The organism is Viscerimonas tarda (assembly GCF_054601255.1).
Genome location: NZ_BAAHWV010000092.1, coordinates 1 through 3,115, shown reverse-complemented (window position 1 = coordinate 3,115; position 3,115 = coordinate 1). Strand labels below are relative to the sequence as shown.

At 37.5% G+C, this 3,115-nt stretch carries 4 protein-coding genes; all 4 read right to left on the bottom strand.

What is annotated here, in order from left to right; genetic code table 11:
* On the bottom strand, positions 1 to 519 hold a 519-nt coding region (locus tag ACYPWY_RS15825; RefSeq protein WP_459686513.1), incomplete at its 3' end, for a hypothetical protein.
* A gap of 5 nt (positions 520 to 524) precedes the next feature.
* Positions 525 to 1,670, bottom strand: coding sequence for an RHS repeat-associated core domain-containing protein (locus ACYPWY_RS15820; protein WP_459686512.1), 1,146 nt, complete (start codon positions 1,668 to 1,670; stop codon positions 525 to 527).
* A gap of 78 nt (positions 1,671 to 1,748) precedes the next feature.
* Positions 1,749 to 2,273 carry a toxin-antitoxin system YwqK family antitoxin gene (locus ACYPWY_RS15815; RefSeq protein WP_459686511.1) on the bottom strand — a complete coding sequence of 175 codons (525 nt, stop codon included), beginning with the start codon at positions 2,271 to 2,273 and terminating at the stop codon, positions 1,749 to 1,751.
* A 12-nt stretch (positions 2,274 to 2,285) separates the two neighbouring features.
* Positions 2,286 to 3,115: RHS repeat-associated core domain-containing protein (locus tag ACYPWY_RS15810; RefSeq protein WP_459686510.1), on the bottom strand; the 830-nt coding region annotated here is incomplete at its 5' end.

Here is a 3,115-nt window from a genome sequence, read left to right as displayed (position 1 = left end):
CAATAAATAATTTTGCCATTTCTTTTCTATTTCTTGGATATGTTTGTGTTGCGCACAGCCTTCTATGTAAGTGCATTTGTACAATGAATTATTGTCGCCATTTATTTCGTAGTATGGCGAAAATTGCATTGCATTTGACAAAATACAGGTTTCTTTGGAAATATCTGTGGTCAGTATATTTATTGACTTCAATATATCTTTATTGAGTGCATTTACAACAACATAAACAGAGTCGGTTTGCAAATAATGCAAAAACAATTCTGAAATCATATCCTTTTCACAAACAAGTTTATCGCCTATCTGAATAGGAACAAAAAAAGAAAATTGTTTGTAATCTATTGGCGTTGCATAAGATACCCCCCTTGCTTTCTTTATCTTCTGTTCGTATGAAAAAACTATTTCCTGTTTTGCAAAAACAGTTATATAATATCCTTTAATATCTATCAAAGAATCAACGTTTTGTGCAAACATATTAAATTGAATATGGCACAATGCAACCAATAAAATAATCTTTTTCATACAAATTAGGGTCTTCTTGTCCATAATCTACCCGCGCCAGCAGTTCGTGGGACATCTCGTCTGTCAATTAAGGTTTTTGTGAATTTTTTATCCATACTTGGGTAACTATAAGATACAGTTGTTGCCCCGCCAAACTGATTGTGCGTTTCAGTTTTGAGAACTATATCCATAACCGAAGTGCCATCACTATGCTCGCCCCCCAAATTATGTCCTATCTCGTGAATTGCTACCCCTTTATTAAGAGGACTGCTTTTCATTCCACTTTCAACACCTGCACTGATATTATCAACATTAAAGTCAATACGGATATTATTGGCAGAGCCATATTCATCGCCCGAACTTGGTTCTGTACCAACAATGTTGCCATAATAACGAGTATCGCCCGAAGTGGTTTCAAATGCAGTAGTTAATCGTGCATCATCAACATTATTAACCCCTTCTGCTGATAAATTATATCGAACATAACTTTTTGAACCATCGGCATTTTTTACCTCTGTTAATCCGTTTTTACCTGAATTATTATAAGCAGAAACGGCAGAATTTAATCCTGTAATCTGTTCGTCATTTAAAGAGCCGTTTTGATAATAATAATTTGCTGTAATTACATAAGGGTCTTCACGAGTTCCTGACCCTGTTACCATACCATCGCGACCATCAGGGTCTTTATAACGAATCGGATTGTTCGCACAGTATGCATACGGCGACCAACTATAATAACTTTCAGCATGAGGATCCATACTAGTAAACCCTCCATACCCATCCAACTGCCTGGCCTCAAAATCATACAAGCCCAATCCAAACATCGGCTCAGCCTCCTTACCTCCAAACTTATACGGTTGAAAGCCTTCGGCATAACTCTCCTGATTGCCGATTACCTTGCCGTAGGGATAATAATACAGCCGTTGCTTCAGCACCCCGTTGGCATCAACTACCACGCTGTTATTGCCCAAGTGATCGCGCAGGTAAAAGTAGTAAATATTATTCTCAATGTAGCCGTTGTCGAACAAAATTTTCTTCAAAGTTAATGTAGAACCTACTGTCTCGTAAACCTTGTTGCCCACATAGTGCCGCTTCAGGTTGGCATTGGGATTATACCGCTGTGTAAGCGGCAATTTCTTTTCCCTTTGCGGCGCAGTCGCAAAAATTCCCACCCTCTTTTTTCTTGCCGCTTTTGCGGCAATATTTACAAACTAAAAGTTCGCGAAAACGAACTTTTAGTTTGTCGAAAATTATTTGAACACTGTTGTTTTTGTTAGATTTCCATTTTCATTGTAGTATTTCCATTCGCCGTATTCAAAGGTAAAATCATCTTCGGGGTCTTCGTCCCACAACAAAATTCCCTCTGATTTTTTAACACCATTCGGATAATAAGTTATATAATAACATTGATAGGGGCAAATGCCCTGTGAATGGTGTTCGGTGGGGATTGGCTTGTCGTTTTTCTGAAAATCTTTCATTATTGACATCAAATGCCCAAAATCACCAAAATAATACCAAATACCTGACATTTTCCCATTCTCAAATTCTCCAAAACAGGCTAATGTTCCTCTTCGATACGTTTTATATATGCCCGACTTCACACCATTATGATAATATGCTTCTTCCGTTTGAAACTTTAAATCTTCTTTCCAAAAACCCTCTTTTTGCCCTTTGTCATTAAACTGATTGATTTTTTCAGCATATCCTTTTTGTGCAGATACATTGATATTTAGGGCTAAACCTGTTAAAATCATAATAAATAATTTTGTTTTCATATTTTTTATCATTTAAAAAGGACTGAAAAAATTACGTCTTGTTCCGCTCATAAAGAAGTTAAAGGCAGGCAGACGATTTACATTTGCAGGGGTTGACATACTGCGAGAAACAGTAACGCTTACCGTATTTGAACGTTGAGCATCGGTATTGAAATTTCCAATAAAATCAGACCAACTATTTCTGTCTATTAACAAACAGCCTTGTGAAATTGCTGTTCCCGTACTTGTTAATCCTGTAAGATTATTAAGTCCCGGTTTATGAATATTTATTCCTGTTGCATAAGTTCTTTCAGGGTGAGCAGGATTTGCCTGTCCTAATTCTATTGTTTGTGAAGTAGCATCTACATCTCTCATTTTTAAAGCGTCATAGTTTCCTTTGTGTTTCCCAACTGTTGCTTGATAAATACCTTCCGGTACAGTCGCATAATCTGAACTTGAAGGATTGGTATTAGCATCAAAGGTCGTAGTAGTTCCATCTGCCAAATAAACGGTTGCAGTTGAAGAACCCATGTTGTAACTACTGGAAGCATCAAAAGTGCCATTATTAGAGAAAAATATAGCTTGTGCATACAAACCATTTTTTAGAGTACCATCATCGTTGTAAGACTCTGACTCATCAACCCATTCATAGCCATTGTAAGTTCTATTACTGTCTTGGTCTTCATCGTAAGTTGAACGCCACGCTAAACCCGTCGGGTCTATGTATCTTACAGGATTATTCGCGCAATAGGCATACGGACTAATCGAATAATACTTCTCCGCCAGCGGATCCATACTAGTAAACCCTCCATACCCATCCAACTGCCTGGCCTCAAAATCATACAGGCCCAATCCAAACATAG

Coding starts and splice junctions, on each gene's coding strand:
- ACYPWY_RS15815 (WP_459686511.1), bottom strand. CDS start 2,273: ATGAAAACAAAATTATTTATTATGATTTTAACAGGTTTAGCCCTAAAT.